The organism is Agromyces bracchium (assembly GCF_009709675.1).
GTDB classification, from domain to species: Bacteria; Actinomycetota; Actinomycetes; order Actinomycetales; family Microbacteriaceae; genus Agromyces; species Agromyces bracchium.
Genome location: NZ_WMLB01000047.1, coordinates 1 through 13,944, shown reverse-complemented (window position 1 = coordinate 13,944; position 13,944 = coordinate 1). Strand labels below are relative to the sequence as shown.

Genomic DNA, 13,944 nt, shown 5'->3' with positions numbered 1-13,944 from the left:
GGGGGACGATGGGTTCGATCTCGGTCTGGACGAACCGACGCATTTTTGGATACGGTATCCAAAGCGGCGCGGATGCCGCGACCGACCGGAAACGAGGCGAACCGTGCGTGCAGCCCTCCTCCAGGCCCATGGCCTCGACGGACTCGACGTCGCGCACGTCGACGTTCCCGAGCCGGGTGCGGGCGAGGTGCTCATCCGTGTCGAGTCGGTCGGCGTGAACCAGCTCGACCTCAACGTCATCGCGGGCCACGGGCCCGGCGCCGCCGCCAAGCTGCCGCGGGTGCTCGGGATCGACCCCGCCGGCGTGATCGTGGCCGTCGGCGACGGCGTCTCCGAGCAGCGTGTGGGGGAGATGGTCGTCGTCAAGCCGAACATCCCGTGCGGTCGCTGCGATGCTTGTGCCGAGGGGCGCGAGTCGACCTGCCCCGCGCAGCGGGTGGTGGGCGTGCACCGCGACGGTGGGGCGGCCGAGTTCGTCGTCGTCCCGGCCGAGGTCGCCTTCGAGCGTGCGGGGCTCCCCGCCGAGATCGCCACGGCGACCGTGCACAGCCTCCCCATCGTCGTCAACGCGTTCGACGCCGCAGCCGTCCGCGCCGGTGATCGCCTCCTGGTCACCGGTGCGGGCGGCGTGCTGGGCCGCGCGGCCCTCGAGTACGCCGTGCACCTCGGCGCCGACGTCACCGCGGCGACGCGGCATCCGCTCGACGACGCGCCCGACGGGGTGCGGGTGCTCGTCACGGGACCCGACGCCGACCTGGCCGGGGCACTGGCTCCCGGCGACCGCTTCGACGCCGTCGTCGACGTGAGCGGCAGCGCCGCACTCCTCGGGCAGGCGATCGCCGCCCTCGGGTGGGGCGGCCGAGCCGTGTTCTGCGCGGCATCCGTCGACACCCGCCTGACCATCGACGCGCGCGAGTTCTACCTCTCGCGCAAGCGCCTCATCGGCGTCGCGAGCGCCGACCTCGACCAGGTGCGCCGCGCGCTCGACCTCGTGCGGGACGGCGCCGTGAGGCCACGCATCGGCGCGCGCTACCCGCTCGAGGACGTGCGGCGCGCGTACCGCGAGTTCCCCACCACGACCCCGGGCAAGGTGATCATCGATGTCCGCTGACCTCATCGATCGGCCGCGGCTGCGCGCCTCGCTGCAGCGCATCGCCGAGCGGACGCGCGCCGACGCGGCATCCGCCCGCATGCGGCCCTGGGTCGACGCGCGACTCGAGGGCGACGTCGCGTCGGTCTCGGAGTTCGAGCAGTACGGCACGCACTACTCGTTCCGGTCCGACGAGTCCGCCGAGCGCGGCGGCCACGACTCGGCGCCGAGCCCGATGCGGTACCTGCTCAGCTCGATCGCGTTCTGCATGCTCGGCTGGGCCGCGAAGACCTGGGCGGCGGCGGATGTCGCGGTCCGTTCGCTCGAGGCCGAGGTGCGCACGTGCCTCGACCTCCGAGGAGAGCATCTCGTCGAGGGCGCGCCGGCGCATCCGCTCTGGTTCGTGGTCGAGTTGCGGATCGACGACGACGCGGCGCCCGAGCAGGCCGTGGCGCTGCTGCGCGAGGCCGCGCGGCGGTGCCCGACCACCTCGCTCGTGTCGAAGGCCGTACCGCTGCACCTCGTGCTCGTGCAGCGCGGCTGGACCGTCCTCGACACCCGCCCCGACGACCTCAGGAACGAGCACCGAGAGGAGCAGACCCGATGAATGCCGATAAGGGCATGAACGACCCGGCACGCGGCGCCGATCCGGCCCGCGCGGCGGGCCCGCTCGCGGGCATCCGCGTGATCGAGCTCGGCCAGTACATCTCCGGACCGTACGCGGCGAAGCTGCTCGCCGACCTCGGCGCCGACGTGGTGAAGGTCGAGTCGCCCGACGGCGACCCGATGCGGCGCTGGGAGGGCCACGGCGCGATGAGCCCGCAGTTCGCCGCGTACAACCGCGGCAAGCGCGCGGTCGTGCTCGACCTGAAGAGCGACGAGGGGCTCGCAGCGCTGCGCGACCTCGCCGCCGAGGCCGACGTGCTCATCGAGAACTTCCGCCCCGGCGTCGCCGACCGCCTCGGCTTCGGACCCGACGCCCTGCACGAGCTGAACCCGCGGCTCGTCACCTGCTCGATCACGGGCTTCGGCCCGAGCGGCCCCTACGCCGCCCGGCCCGCCTACGACACCGTCATCTCGGCGGTCGGCGCGATGTACAGCCAGGTCGTGCCCGCCGACACGCTCCGGCCGCTCGGGCCGGCGTTCTCCGACCTGCTGTCCGGCCTCTCCGCCTCGCAGGCGATCCTCGCGGCGCTGCACGCCCGCGGCGAGCGGCCGGCCGGCGAGGGCGAGCACGTCGAGGTGTCGATGGTCGGTTCGCTCATCGACTTCCTCACCGAGGCGGCGGCCACCTACCTCGAGACCGGGCAGGTCGCGGGGCCCGACTCGCGCCCGCGGCGCGCGCAGGCGTACGCGTGCGTCGGCTCCGACGGGAAGGCGTTCGTCATCCACATGTCGGTGCCCGAGAAGTTCTGGACCGGACTCCTCGACGTGCTCGAGCGTCCCGACCTCGCGGGTGATCCGCGCTTCGCGACCCGTGAGGCGCGCGTCCGCAACTACGACGAGCTCGATGCCGAGCTGAAGGCGATCACCGAGCGGATGCCGCGGCAGCACTGGCTCGACCGGCTCGTCGCGCACGACATCCCGCACGGTCCGTTGAACACGGTCGCCGACCTCTTCGACGATCCGCAGGTCGCCTCGATGGGCCTCGTCGAGGAGATCGAGGGGCCGGATGGCGCGACGCTGTGCGTGCCCGCCCCGAGCACCGTGTTCCACGCCAGCGGACGGCCCGCGCTGCGGGCGGCGCCGCGCCTCGGCGAGGGGAACGCCGACGTGCTCGCCCGCGATGCGGCATCCGTCAGCGCACCGCCCGACGACGGCGCCGACCGCGACGGCGCGGCCGCAGCATCCGTCACCGCACCCGAAGGGACCCGCGCATGACCCGCACCGACGACCTCGTCGCGATCGACGTGCACACGCACCCGCAGACCGAGGAGTTCCTCGCAGCGATGGGCCGGCGCCACCAGCAGATGGCGAAGCACTTCGGGCGCGAGCGGCCCGTGGTTTCGTTCGCCGAACAGGCCGACCAGTACCGCGAGCGGCGCATGATGGCCGTCATCGTGAATTCCGACTCCGAGACGACGTCGGGCATCAAGGGCGCGCCGAACGACCTGCTCGGTCGGGCGCAGGCCGACCACCCCGACGTGTTCATCGCCTTCGCGGGCATCGACCCGTGGAAGGGCGAGGCCGCGATCGCCGAGATCCGCCGCATGCACGACGAGTACGGCATCAAGGGGGTCGGCGAACTCAACCCGTCGCGGCAGAAGTTCCTTGCGAACGACCCGCGGTTCTTCCCGATCTGGGAGACCTGCGCCGAGCTCGGGCTCGTCGTGATGTTCCACTCGGGGTTCCCGGGTGCAGGCGCCGGCACGCCGGGCGGCGGTGGCTACCGACTCGAGAATGCCAGACCTGTGCCCTACATCGACGACGTCGCCGCCGAGTTCCCCGAGCTGAGGATCATCAGCGCCCACCCGGCCTGGCCGTGGCACCTCGAGAACCTCGCGATGGTGTGGCACAAGTCGAACGTCTACCTCGACCTGTCGGGGTGGGCGCCGAAGTACCTGCCGCCCGAGGTCGTGCGGTACGCCGACTCGCTCATCACCGACCGCGTGCTGTTCGGGTCGGACTGGCCCGTGATGACCGCCGATCGGTGGATGGACGAGTTCGCCGAGCTGCCCCTCAAGGACGAGTCGCGGCGGAAGATCCTGCTCGAGAACGCCCGCGGGCTGTTCGGGATCTGAGCCGCCCGAGACCTCCGCGGAGCCGACCCGCTGCAACGAAAGGAACCCGATGGCCGAGCTCGTGCTCGCTGCGGTCACGCCGCACAACCCGCTGCTCTGGCGCGCCATGACCGACCCCGTGCCCGACGACCTGCGGCCGATCGCGGCGAACTTCGCGCGCATCCGCGAGGCGGTCGCGTCGCACGAGGTCGACGTGCTCGTCGTGATCGGCACCGACCACCTCCGGCAGTTCTTCTACGACAACTCCCCCGCGTTCGCGATCGGCAAGGCCGACGCGTACCACGGCACCTGGGAGAACGAGGTGCGCACGTTCGGCATGGAGTATGCGGAGGTCGTCGGTCACCGCGAGCTCGCCGACCGGATCGCGGGCCGAAGCGTGCAACCCGACGCCATCGACTTCTCGGTGAGCCTCGAGTGGCGCCTCGACCACGCGTTCGTCATCCCGCTGCAGTACGTGCGGCCCGAGCTCGACCTCCCGGTCGTGCCGATCCACGCCAACGCGTCGATGCCGCCCGTGCCGTCGGTGCGCCGGTTCGTCGCGCTGGGGGAGCACCTGCGGCGCGCGATCGAGGACTGGGACTCGGATGCGCGCGTCGGGATCCTCACCTCCGGCCACATGGCGAACGACGTCGGCGGCCCACGCACCTTCGCCGGGTCGCCCGACCCCGAGTTCGACGCGCTCGCCGCCGGATGGATGCGCGACGGCGACCTCGACGGCGCGATCCGGGTCTGCAGCGACGTCGACCGCCTGACGGCGGCCGGCAGCATGACCTCCCAGTTCCTGAACGCGGTCGCGGCGCTCGCGGCGATGGGCGGCCGCGCCGCCGACTTCGTCGACGTGCCCGAGTCGCGCTTCTCCACGAGTCCGTTCTTCCTCTGGAGCACCCGCTGATGAGCGCCTACATGGTCGACAAGTTCATCCGGGCGGTCGAGCTCGGCGACGCGACGGTCGCCGAGTACGTCGCCGACCCGCCTGCGTTCGTCGAACGCTGGCTCGCGGGCGGCGGCACGCCCGTCCGCCCGACCGACGACCGGTTCCTCACCGAGGCCGAGCGGGCCGCGTTCGCCGCGCGCGACTTCGGTGCGCTGTACGCGCTCGGCGCGCACCCCTACCTGCTGTGGCACTTCACCGAGGCCGTGTACGAGCACGAGTACACCGAGGGCTCCGGATGGCGCGAGCTCGTCGAGCGCTACCGCGCCGCCGTCGCACCGCAGGGGCTCGTCGACTACATCCCCTGAGCGTCGGTCGCCCAGGTCGCGATTCCGTCGCCGCGCCGCGCCGCGCCGCGCCGCGCCGCGCACCGGGACGGGGTCGCCGCCGGCCTGCGCGCCCTGCGTAATCCCCACGTAAGCGGACGGTAAGCGCACCGTCAGCGCTGCCCCGTCGCCGCGCGCGCGGCTCCGGCATTGACTGCTGGAGGGCCGTCGGAACCGGCGGCCGAACGGAAGGGGAACCTCATGCACACCACCCGAATCCGCCCGCTCCTCGGAACCGTCGCCGCTGCCGCGCTCGCCGTCGGCGGGGTCCTGGCGGGAGCACCGGCCGCGAACGCCGCCGGCGTCTCCGGGCCCGCGTTCTGGGTCGACGGCGAGCAGTACCGCACGGTCGGCACGACGACCGACTTCTCGGGCACGGGCGCGCCCGCGTCGTCGTTCCAGCCGATCTACGCCTTCCCGGAGGACACGCAGGCGAACGTCGCCACGGCCGCACCGGGCGACCCCGGGTACCGGGGCGGTCGCTGGGTCGTCACCGAAGTCCTGCTGCCGAACGGCTACGGCGCCGCGCTCGCCTCGGGCGACCTCGACGACGACGGCGTCCTCGACTCCGACGAGGAGCTCTGGGCGGCGGCCGCCGCGGGCGACCTCGCGATCGGCGGGGTGCTCCGGTACTTCGAGTGCCCGGTGATCCCGCTGCCGCGGAACGGCGGCTGACGGCGGCGACCGACGGCGGCCGACCGACGGCGGCCGACCGATTCAGTCGCGCCGCGCGGGTGCGGTGCCGGCCGCGGCGTTCGCCGCGAGGTCGAGCGCCGCGCCCGCGAGCGCGGCCGAGGTGTCGAGGTCGTGCATCCAGAGCGGGGCGGATGCCGCGGCGAACCCGTCGTCGACGAGACCGGGCACGGCCGCGGCATCCGTCTCGTCGACGAGCCAGCCGTCGAGCACGCCGCCCGCCGAACGGGCGCCGTAGTGGCGCGCGACGGCCGCGGCATCCGTCTCGACGCCGATGGCCGAGAGGCACGAGTCGGCCATTCCGCGCACGACCCGGCCGCCGATGATCGGGGAGACGCCGACGACGGGCGCCGCGGTCGCGGAGAGCGCCGCGCGGATGCCGGGGATCGCGAGGATCGTGCCGATCGACACGACGGGGTTCGAGGGGGCGAGGAGCACCACGTCGGCGTCGGCGATCGCGGCCTCGACGCCGGGTGCGGGCCGCGCATCGGCGAGGTTGCGCTGCTCGAAGCCGAGCGCGGGGATCGAGGCGCGGTAGCGGGTCCACCACTCCTGGAAGTGCAGCTCGTCGCGGCCCGCGGCGTCGGGGTGCGCGGGGTCGATGCGGACGTGCGTGTCGACCTCGGTGTCGGTCGCGGGGATCAGTCGCACGCCGAGCCGCCACCGGCGCTGGAGGCGCTCGGCGACGCCGGACGGGGCGATCCGGTCGCGCAGCCACGACGTGCGCGCGAGGTGCGTGCCGAGGTCGAGGTCGCCGAGCGTGAACCACGGCCAGCCGACGCCCCACTCGCGGAGCTCGGCCGCGACGCGTTCGGACTCGCCGGCGCGACCCCAGCCGCGCTCGGTGTCGTTGACGCCCGCGAGCGCGTAGAGGAGCGAGTCGAAGTCGGGCATGAGGCGAACGCCCGACAGCCAGAGGTCGTCACCGGTGTTCACGACGACGGTGACGCCGGCGGCGCTCGCCGGGGTGCCGTCGGCGGCAGGGTCGGCGCTGGGCGCAGTCGGCCACCGCCTGGCGCACTCCTCGCGCACGCCGCGCGCGAACCGCGCGCCCCCGACTCCGCCCGCGAGCACCGTGATCTTCACCGTTCCACGCTAGCGCCGCGTGAGCGCGTGCCGCCCGGATGCTGCCCGGCAAGCAGCAGGCAGGCAGGCAAGCAAGCAGTGAGGGGGCTGCGCTGCGACTGGCGAATGAGAATCCGGTCGATGGGCGCCCGAGGGCGCCCATCTCCTGAAATCTCATGCGCCGGAGGGCCTGGAATCGAGAGCCACGCCGGGCGCGCGGGCGGCGCAGGTCGCATCGGGTCGCATCGGGTCGGTCGGATCAGGCATCGCGCACGAGCACGAGCGAGCCCGACGCGCGGCCCGATCGGAGGTCGTCGACCGCGGCATCCGCTCGCTCGAAGGGGTACGGCGTCGCGGTCGGCGCGATGCCGAGGCGTAGCGCGAGCCGCAGGAACTCGTCGCCGTCGGCCCGCGTGTTCGCCGTCACGGTGCGCAGGTCGCGTTCGAGGAAGAGGTGGTCGGCATAGGTCATGGCCGGCACATCGGTCATGTGGATGCCGGCCAGCACGACGGTGCCGCCGCGGATGGTCGCCTCAAGGGCGACGGGCACGAGGTCGCCCGCCGGTGCGAAGACGATCGCCGCGTCGAGCGGTTCGGGCGGGGCGTCGCGCTCGCCGCCGACGAAGTCGAGGCCGAGCTCGCGGGCGAGTCGCTGGTTCGCCTCGCCGCGCGTCATCGCGACGACGCTCGCACCCGCGGCCATCGCGAGCCGCGCCGTCAGGTGCGCGCTCGAGCCGAAGCCGTAGAGGCCGAGCCGGCCGCCCGGCGGGAGGTTCGCGCGGCCGAGCGCGCGGTAGCCGATGATCCCCGCGCAGAGCAGTGGTGCGACGGCGACCGGGTCGGCGTCGTTCGGCAGGCCGTAGGCGAACGCCTCCGTCACGGTGGCGAAGCGCGCATAGCCGCCGTCGGCGTCCCAGCCGGTGAAGCGCGCGTCGGGGCACAGGTTCTCGCGCCCCGACCGGCACCAGCGGCACGTGCCGCACGTGGAGCGGATCCACGCGATGCCGACGAGGTCGCCGACCGCGGTGCGACGGACCCCGCCGCCGGTCGCGACGACGCGGCCGACCACTTGGTGACCGGGCACGACGGGACTGCGATGCGGATCGAGCTCGCCGTCGACCACGTGCAGGTCGGTGCGGCACACCCCGCACGCGGCGACCTCGACGACGAGCTCGTCGGCGGCCGGCTCGGGGTCGGGCAGTGCGTCGGCGGTCAGGCGTCCGTCGCCGCGCGTCGTCCAGGCATCCATCTCGGCCCCCGCTCCGTCAGGTCGCGCCACCCGGGTTCCGCCCGGTCGATCGCGCCGGTCGCCTCGAAAGCCAGCGTGCGACGGATGCCCCGGCGCGCGGAGGACGAAGGTCACCCCGCGGCGCCTCCCGACCGACCCGCGCTCGTGTCGGCCGCGTCGCTCCGGCGCCCTGCTCGCCGCGACGCGGCGGCATCCGGCGGAACTGCGCCGCCGCGCCGTCCGGCGGCTGTGCGTCCCGCGACACCGCGCGATCCGGTGTCGCGGGGACCAAGTACCCCGCAACGTCGACGCCCCGCGCGCATGCTGGAGGCATGTTCCGTGACCGCGCCGACGCGGCATCCGCACTGCTGGAACGGCTCGAGGCCTTCCGTGACGAGGACGTCGTCGTCCTGGGGCTCCCGCGCGGGGGCGTGCCGGTCGCGGCCGCCGTCGCGGAGGGGCTCGGCGCTCCCCTCGACGTGATCGTCGTGCGCAAGCTCGGCATCCCCGGGCAGTCCGAGGTCGCGATGGGCGCGATCGGCGAGGGGGGCGTTCGCGTCGTCGACGACGCCATCGTGCGCCGCGCGCACGTCTCGGATCGGCGGTTCGCCGACGTCGAGCGTCAGGAGCAGCAGACCCTCGACCGCCGCGTCGCGCAGTTGCGCGGCGGACACGCGCCCGAGCCTCTCGCCGGCCGCACGGCGCTCGTCGTCGACGACGGCCTCGCGACGGGCGCGACCGCCGAGGCGGCGTGCGAAGTCGCGCGCGCCCGCGGCGCCCGCCGCGTGGTGCTCGCGGTGCCGGTGGCGCCGAAGGATGCCTCGTCCCGCGTGCCGTCGGCCGATGCCGTCGTGGCGGTCGAGGTCCCGGACTGGTTCATGGCGGTCGGTCAGGCGTACGCCGACTTCCGCCAGACGAGCGACGAGGAGGTCCTCGCGCTGCTCGAGGCGGCACGCGCACGGAGGTCGGGTCTCGCGTAGCGTGGCCGCATGCCCGACTACGGCCGCCCGATCGAATTCGGAACCTTCATCACGCCGTCGGCGCTCGACCCCGAGCACACCGTCGAGCTCGCGCTCGCGAGCGAGCGCGCCGGGCTCGAGCTCGTCACCTTCCAGGACCACCCGTACCAGCCGCGGTTCCTCGACACGTGGACGCTCATGAGCTGGGTCGGGGCCCGGACCAGCCGCATCCGCATCTCGGCGAACGTGCACAACCTGCTGCTGCGTCCGCCGGCCGTGCTCGCACGCGCTGCGGCATCCCTCGACCTGCTCACGGGCGGGCGCGTCGCACTCGGCCTGGGCGCGGGCGGGTTCGCGCCGGCCGCGGTCGCGATGGGCGCGCCGAGCCGCACGCCCGCCGAGCAGGTGGGGGCCCTCGGCGAGGCCATCACCGTCATCCGCGAGCTGCAGGACACGGATGCCTCGGGCGGCGTCTTCCTGCACAACGAGCACTACCCGATCCGCGGCGCCAAGCGGGGGCCGGCGCCCGTGCAGCGGCCGATGCCGATCTGGCTCGGGGTGCTGAAGCCCAGGGGACTGCGACTGATCGGGACCGCCGCCGACGGCTGGCTGCCCTCATTCGGTCGGCTCGAGCACGGAACGGACTCGCTCGACGCCGGGCACGCGATCATCGACGCGGCGGCGGTCGGCGCCGGGCGCGAGCCCCGGAGCATCCGTCGCCTGCTCAACGTCGGGCCGCGCGACGCCGACCCGGAGCGGCTCGCCGAGCTGGCGACTCGACACGGCGTCGACACGTTCATCGTCGTCGGCGACGACGAGACGCTGATCGAGGAGCTCGGGGCGCGCATCGCGCCCGCGACGCGTGCGCTCGTCGCCGAGCGGCGGGCCGCCGTCGGCTGACGAACGGAGGATCGTCCGGCGCACTCGTCGCCGATCGGGAGGATGCGGCGGCATCCGCGCGGCCGGGCCCGAGCCATCCGGAGCGGACCGGAACGCGGCACTTCGGGCCCGCTGGCGACCGCATCGGGACATTCGGCGCAGATCGGGACCTCGGGCCTCTGGACCTGACGCCCTTCGCGCGCGACGATGGACGAACGGAACCGCACCGGCGCGGGAGGCCCCATGAACTCGGCATCGCCCCAGACCCACCGGACCGTCGCCCTCGTGGGCGCTTCGGGCTCGGGGAAGACCACACTCGCGGAGGCGCTCCTGCATCGCGCCGGCGCGATCCCGCGGACGGGATCCGTCGAGCAGGGGAACACCGTCTGCGACCACGAGCCCGAGGAGATCGCCCGGCACACGAGCCTCGGGCTCTCGCTCGCCCACCTCGACTGGACCGGGCCCGACGGCACGGCGTACACCCTGACCCTGGCCGACACCCCGGGACATCCGGACTTCGTGGGCGCCGTCGATGCGGCGCTGTCGGTGGCGGATGTCGCGCTCATCACGGTCAGCGCGGTGGACGGCGTCGTCGCGGGGACCCGCTCGGCGTGGGATGCCGCCGCTGCTGCGGGCGTGCCGTGCGTCGTCGTGGTCACCCAGGAGGACAAGGCGCGGGCCGACTTCCGGCGCGTGCTCACGGAGTTGCGCGCCGAGTTCGGCGAGCACCTGTGGGCGCTCGAGCTGCCCATCGGCGAGGAGGCGGCGTTCCGGGCGATCGCCGACGTGCTGAGCGAGGAGGCGCACGTCTACGACGGCGACGGGACCCATCACGACGAGCCCTTGCCGCCCGAGGCGGAGGCCGAGGAGCACGCGATGCACGTCGAGGTGACGGAGGACATCGTCTCGCACGACGACGCGCAGCTCGAGGCGTACCTCGAGGGCGACGAGCCGTCGGTGGCGGAGCTCGAGCGGACGTTCGCGCGTGAGGTCGCGGCCGGCGAGGCCGTGCCGGTGCTGGTCTGCTCGGGGGTGAACGCCACGGGCGTCGACCGGGTCGCGGACCTCGTCTGCGAACTCACGCCCGCCGCGACCGAACGCGACGGGCGCATCCTCGTCGGCGAGGGGTCGGGCGGGTCGGAGCTGAAGGTCGCGCCGAACGAGGACGGCGACACGCTCGTGCACGTCTTCCGCACGGTCGCCGACCCGTTCGTCGGCCAGGTGTCGATGCTCAAGGTGCTCTCGGGCACGCTGCGGACCGGCGACAAGCTGCGGAACGCGACGACCGGCGTCGACGAGCGGATCCACGGGCTGTTCCGGCTGCGCGGGGCCGAGCACGTGACCGCGGGGACGCTCGCCGCAGGCGAGGTCGGGGCGGTCGCGAAGCTCACCGGATCGCCGTCGGGTTCGCTGCTGTGGTCGCGAGCGTCGGGCACCGCCCGGCCGGCGGCCACGCCGCCTCGTCCGCCCGTGTACGCGGTCTCGCTCGAGCCCGCGTCGCAGTCGGACGACGAGAAGCTGCCGGTGGCGCTCGCGCGACTGACCGCCGAGGACCCGACGCTCGTGGTCGACCGGGCGGGGGAGCACACGGTGCTGCGAGGTCTCGGCGACACGCACGTGGCGGTCGCGGTCGAGCGCCTCGCCCGGATCTTCGGCGTCAAGGTCGAGACCCGGCCGGCACCGGTGGCGTACCGCGAGACGATCGCGGGCACGGCGTCGGTCGAGGGCAAGCTCAAGAAGCAGTCGGGCGGGCACGGGCAGTTCGCGGTCGTGCAGCTCACGGTGTCGCCGCTGCGACCGGGGGACGGGTTCGAGTTCGTCGACTCGGTCACGGGTGGTGCGGTGCCGCGCCAGTACATCACGGCCGTCGAGAAGGGTGCGCGCGATGCGCTCGCGTCGGGCGGGCCGCAGGGCCACCCCGTCGTCGACGTGCGTGTGGAACTCACGGACGGCAAGACGCACTCGGTCGACTCGTCGGACATGGCGTTCCGCACGGCGGCGTCGATCGGCGTGAAGGCGGCGCTCGCCGAAGCCGGGACGGTGCTGCTCGAGCCCGTGTCGAGTGTGACCGTGACGGTGCCGAACGACCTGCAGGGCGCGGTGCTCACGGACCTGTCGGGCCGTCGCGGTCGCGTGAGCGCGACCGAGGCCGCGAGCGACGGGCGGGCTCGGGTGGTGGCGCACGTGCCCGAGGCCGAGCTCACGCGGTACGTGCTCGACCTGCGCTCGATCACGGCAGGCCAGGCGGAGCTCACGATCACACCCGACCACTACGCGAAGGCGCCGAGCGCGGCGCGTGCGTGAGCGTGGGTCGCTCGCGCACGCTCGCTCGAGTTCCCGCTCAGGCGGCATCCGTCATCTGCACTTCGAATCGCGCCCGCCCTCCGAGCCGTGGCACGCGGTCGGGATCGACGTGCGCTGGAGGGATGAACCAGATCGCACCGGATTCCGCGCGGATCTCCCACCCTTCACGGTGGATCAGGTGGTGGCAGAAGCTGCAGAGGAGCACTCCGTTCGCGAGGTCCGTCGGGCCGGTATCCCGCTCCCACCAGCGGATGTGGTGCGCTTCGACGTAGCCGACGTTCTGCCCGCAGCACGCGCAACCGCCGTCGCGCTCGCCGAGTGCGAGCCGCTGGGCACGGGTGAAGAGGCGGGCGGCGCGGCCGAGGTCGAGGGGCAGGCTCGGACCGCCGAGCACCGCGGGGATCAGTTCGGCGTCGGCGGCGAGCCGCCGGGCGGTGGCCGCGGAGATCGGCTGGTCGAGTCCGTCGATGCGGGCATCACCGAGACCGGCGACGAGCGTGTCGAGATCGACGCGCACGACGACGGTGGTCTTCGCGAGCGGCGTCAGGGTCGTCTCGCAGCCGAGCGCGTGACGTGCGATCGCCGCGAGCGCGTCGGCCTGCATCTGCGGAATCGACCGGCGGTCGTCGACGACGGGGCGCGGTTCGCCGGGCAGAGGGTCGCGTCGCCGGAGCGCGTCGCCGACGAGTGCCTCGACGGCCGCCTTCACGGGTGCCGCCGTCTCGGGGTCGAGCCTGGCGTGCAGGTGCACGACGCCGTGGCGGTCTTCGCGCAGCGTGAGCGAACGTTCTTCGCGCAGCTGCTCTTCGCGCGGTTCCACCCCGTCGGCGTCGAGTCGGGCCTCGGCCTCGCGGATGCCGCGCACCAACAGCTCGAGCGGCGCACGCTCGGCGAGGTCGGTGAGGGCCGCTTCGGCCACCTCGACCATTCCGGCATCGGCGCGTAGCGCCACGCGGTCGAGCATCGTCGTGATCGCGGACGCGGCCTCGAGACTGATCGCAGAGCGAGCGAGGGCGCTTGCGACGTGCGGCCGCCGCGGCGGCATCCGCTCGCCGACGAAGGATTCACGGGTGCGGGTCGCCGAACCGACGGCGATGAGCCGGGCGGCATCGCTGCGGGACGCCCCGGTCGAAGCGGCGACGAGTCGACCCGCATTGTGGAAGCCCTGCGCCTTCGCCAGGCCGAGTTCGCCGAACTCCGGCCCGGATCGCCGGGCGACCTCTGCGGCGGCGCGCGCGAGCAGCGCATCGACCCCGCGACGCAGCGAGGCCAGCCCATCGGTGACCCGGACGAGCCCGGGGTCGCCCATCTGCTCGAGTTCGCCCTGCGCGTTGCCCGGGATGGACCCGAACGCCGGCATCGCCTGACTCCAGGCGTCGCGCAGGGCACCGAGCTCGCGCTCGAGCGTCGCCAGGGGTTCGTCCACACTTCGATCCTGCACGCACCCTCCGACATTCGAAGTGTCGTGGATTGCGCCTCAGACCGGGCATTTTCCTGTGGAGAGATCGAGCCCGTCGAGGGCTGTGGAGGACGAGTCGGTGTCGCCACGACGGGGCCTGGAGCGGGATGATCGTGCCGTCGGAGTGCGCGGGTTGTGGGGGGCGGTGGCGTGCATGTGGGGGCGGTGGCGTGCTCGAGGGTGCGTTCGATCGCGGATGATCGCGCAGCCGACGAGCCGACGAGCCGACGAGCCGACGAGCCGACGAGCCGACGAGCCGACGAGCCGAC

Annotated in this window: 13 protein-coding genes; 10 read left to right on the top strand and 3 right to left on the bottom strand. The window is 73.7% G+C overall.

What is annotated here, in order from left to right; translation table 11 throughout:
- Positions 1 to 103 precede the first annotated feature (103 nt).
- From GJ743_RS18850 to GJ743_RS18820, 7 genes are all read left to right on the top strand, one after another.
- Positions 104 to 1,111, top strand: coding sequence for an alcohol dehydrogenase catalytic domain-containing protein (locus tag GJ743_RS18850; protein ID WP_155053450.1), 1,008 nt, complete (start codon positions 104 to 106; stop codon positions 1,109 to 1,111).
- Positions 1,101 to 1,697, top strand: a complete 597-nt coding sequence (locus tag GJ743_RS18845; protein WP_155053449.1) for an OsmC family protein — start codon at positions 1,101 to 1,103, stop codon at positions 1,695 to 1,697. The genes GJ743_RS18850 and GJ743_RS18845 overlap by 11 nt, the downstream gene beginning before the upstream one ends.
- Positions 1,694 to 2,971, top strand: a complete 1,278-nt coding sequence (locus GJ743_RS18840) for a CaiB/BaiF CoA transferase family protein (protein WP_155053448.1) — start codon at positions 1,694 to 1,696, stop codon at positions 2,969 to 2,971. The genes GJ743_RS18845 and GJ743_RS18840 overlap by 4 nt, the downstream gene beginning before the upstream one ends.
- Positions 2,968 to 3,831 (top strand): amidohydrolase family protein, encoded by an 864-nt coding sequence (locus GJ743_RS18835; protein ID WP_155053447.1) that lies wholly within the window; start codon positions 2,968 to 2,970, stop codon positions 3,829 to 3,831. Before GJ743_RS18840 ends, GJ743_RS18835 begins: the two co-directional genes overlap by 4 nt.
- A 49-nt stretch (positions 3,832 to 3,880) precedes the next feature.
- Entirely contained in the window at positions 3,881 to 4,723 is an 843-nt protein-coding gene (locus tag GJ743_RS18830; protein WP_155053446.1) for a DODA-type extradiol aromatic ring-opening family dioxygenase, read from the top strand.
- Positions 4,723 to 5,070, top strand: coding sequence for a hypothetical protein (locus GJ743_RS18825; protein WP_155053445.1), 348 nt, complete (start codon positions 4,723 to 4,725; stop codon positions 5,068 to 5,070). The genes GJ743_RS18830 and GJ743_RS18825 overlap by 1 nt, the downstream gene beginning before the upstream one ends.
- A 219-nt stretch (positions 5,071 to 5,289) precedes the next feature.
- Positions 5,290 to 5,763, top strand: coding sequence for a hypothetical protein (locus GJ743_RS18820; protein ID WP_155053444.1), 474 nt, complete (start codon positions 5,290 to 5,292; stop codon positions 5,761 to 5,763).
- Positions 5,764 to 5,805: 42 nt separating this feature from the next.
- On the opposite strand, the gene cofD is transcribed toward GJ743_RS18820, so the two are convergent.
- Both cofD and GJ743_RS18810 read right to left on the bottom strand, forming a co-directional pair.
- A complete protein-coding gene (gene cofD / locus GJ743_RS18815) occupies positions 5,806 to 6,867 on the bottom strand; it encodes a 2-phospho-L-lactate transferase (protein ID WP_328289353.1) in 1,062 nt (353 codons plus the stop codon).
- A 238-nt stretch (positions 6,868 to 7,105) separates the two neighbouring features.
- A complete protein-coding gene (locus GJ743_RS18810; protein WP_155053443.1) occupies positions 7,106 to 8,095 on the bottom strand; it encodes a zinc-dependent alcohol dehydrogenase family protein in 990 nt (329 codons plus the stop codon).
- A 311-nt stretch (positions 8,096 to 8,406) separates the two neighbouring features.
- Between GJ743_RS18810 and GJ743_RS18805 the strand changes: the two genes are divergently transcribed.
- The 3 genes from GJ743_RS18805 to GJ743_RS18795 all read left to right on the top strand — a co-directional run bounded on the left by GJ743_RS18805 (position 8,407) and on the right by GJ743_RS18795 (position 12,216).
- Positions 8,407 to 9,054, top strand: coding sequence for a phosphoribosyltransferase (locus tag GJ743_RS18805; protein WP_155053442.1), 648 nt, complete (start codon positions 8,407 to 8,409; stop codon positions 9,052 to 9,054).
- Between the two features lie 9 nt (positions 9,055 to 9,063).
- Positions 9,064 to 9,933, top strand: a complete 870-nt coding sequence (locus GJ743_RS18800) for an LLM class flavin-dependent oxidoreductase (RefSeq protein ID WP_155053441.1) — start codon at positions 9,064 to 9,066, stop codon at positions 9,931 to 9,933.
- A 222-nt stretch (positions 9,934 to 10,155) separates the two neighbouring features.
- A complete protein-coding gene (locus GJ743_RS18795; protein ID WP_155053440.1) occupies positions 10,156 to 12,216 on the top strand; it encodes an elongation factor G in 2,061 nt (686 codons plus the stop codon).
- Positions 12,217 to 12,253: 37 nt separating this feature from the next.
- Here GJ743_RS18795 and GJ743_RS18790 read toward each other — a convergent pair whose 3' ends face one another.
- The gene (locus tag GJ743_RS18790) at positions 12,254 to 13,642 is read right to left on the bottom strand and encodes an HNH endonuclease signature motif containing protein (RefSeq protein WP_155053439.1); all 1,389 of its coding nucleotides are present in this window, start codon (positions 13,640 to 13,642) and stop codon (positions 12,254 to 12,256) included.
- Positions 13,643 to 13,944: the final 302 nt, after the last annotated feature.

What these genes read in the sequence shown, in the direction of transcription:
- GJ743_RS18845 (WP_155053449.1), top strand. Translation starts at nt 1,101, where the DNA reads ATGTCCGCTGACCTCATCGATCGGCCGCGGCTGCGCGCCTCGCTGCAG.
- GJ743_RS18840 (WP_155053448.1), top strand. Translation starts at nt 1,694, where the DNA reads ATGAATGCCGATAAGGGCATGAACGACCCGGCACGCGGCGCCGATCCG.
- GJ743_RS18835 (WP_155053447.1), top strand. Translation starts at nt 2,968, where the DNA reads ATGACCCGCACCGACGACCTCGTCGCGATCGACGTGCACACGCACCCG.
- GJ743_RS18830 (WP_155053446.1), top strand. Translation starts at nt 3,881, where the DNA reads ATGGCCGAGCTCGTGCTCGCTGCGGTCACGCCGCACAACCCGCTGCTC.
- GJ743_RS18825 (WP_155053445.1), top strand. Translation starts at nt 4,723, where the DNA reads ATGAGCGCCTACATGGTCGACAAGTTCATCCGGGCGGTCGAGCTCGGC.
- GJ743_RS18820 (WP_155053444.1), top strand. Translation starts at nt 5,290, where the DNA reads ATGCACACCACCCGAATCCGCCCGCTCCTCGGAACCGTCGCCGCTGCC.
- GJ743_RS18810 (WP_155053443.1), bottom strand. Translation starts at nt 8,095, where the DNA reads ATGGATGCCTGGACGACGCGCGGCGACGGACGCCTGACCGCCGACGCA.
- GJ743_RS18805 (WP_155053442.1), top strand. Translation starts at nt 8,407, where the DNA reads ATGTTCCGTGACCGCGCCGACGCGGCATCCGCACTGCTGGAACGGCTC.
- GJ743_RS18800 (WP_155053441.1), top strand. Translation starts at nt 9,064, where the DNA reads ATGCCCGACTACGGCCGCCCGATCGAATTCGGAACCTTCATCACGCCG.
- GJ743_RS18795 (WP_155053440.1), top strand. Translation starts at nt 10,156, where the DNA reads ATGAACTCGGCATCGCCCCAGACCCACCGGACCGTCGCCCTCGTGGGC.